The following is a 746-nucleotide window of genomic DNA, read 5'->3' as shown; positions in this document are numbered from 1 at the left end:
GAACGTCGTCAACTGCGCAAGCAGATCCGCGTCGATGTCGCCGCTGCTGACACCCCTGCCTTGCCGGTTGACGAAGTACCAGCGCAAGCTGAAGTGATCGATGCCACCGTGGGTAACGAGCAGGAAGAGCAGAGTGAAGGCCAGCGCCGTTCACGCCGCACTCCGCGCAGCCAGCGTATCGAAGGTCAGCGCCGCAAGCGCATCAACGAAGATGCCCGCAGCCAGCGTGACGAAGAACAGCAAGATACCACCACTCTGACCACCGCAGCCCAGGCAGATATTGCCAAAGCGCAGGTTGAAGAGCCGGTAGTGCCTGTTGTTACCATCCCGAGCGCTGAAGCCGTCGCAGCTGCCCTGCAAGCCTCTGCTGCACTGACCGAGCATGTGGTTGTCGAAGCCGTTGCTGAAGAAGCTGCCGAGCAGGCTGCTGTTCAGGTTGAGGCAACTCAAGCCGATGTGACCGCTAGCCCGGTTGTTGAAGCTGTCGCTGAGGTCGAGGTGCCAGCAGAGCCGGAAGTTGCCGTTGTCGCCGCTCCGGTTGCCGACATGGCTGCCACTGAAGTCGTTGAAACTGCTCCGGTTGTTGAAGAGGCCCCTGCTGTCAGCACTCCTGCTGTGGAGGCTGTAGCGGTTGCCGTCGAGATGCCAACTGCGGTTGTCGAAGCCCCAGCTCCTGTCGCTGCCGTTGCGGTGGAAGAGACTCCGGTCGTTACCAAACAGGTAGCTCACGGTGCTGGCCTGCTGGC

Annotated in this window: 1 pseudogene; it reads left to right on the top strand. The window is 61.4% G+C overall.

Going from position 1 to position 746, the window contains the following annotated elements:
• Positions 1 to 746, top strand: a pseudogene (locus AACS18_RS23240) (ribonuclease E); the annotation flags it as partial.

The organism is Aeromonas sp. HMWF015 (assembly GCF_963878965.1).
In the GTDB taxonomy this organism is placed as follows: domain Bacteria; phylum Pseudomonadota; class Gammaproteobacteria; order Enterobacterales; family Aeromonadaceae; genus Aeromonas; species Aeromonas veronii.
The sequence above is the reverse complement of the archived record's forward strand: the minus strand, read 5'-3'. Positions and strand labels throughout refer to the sequence as shown.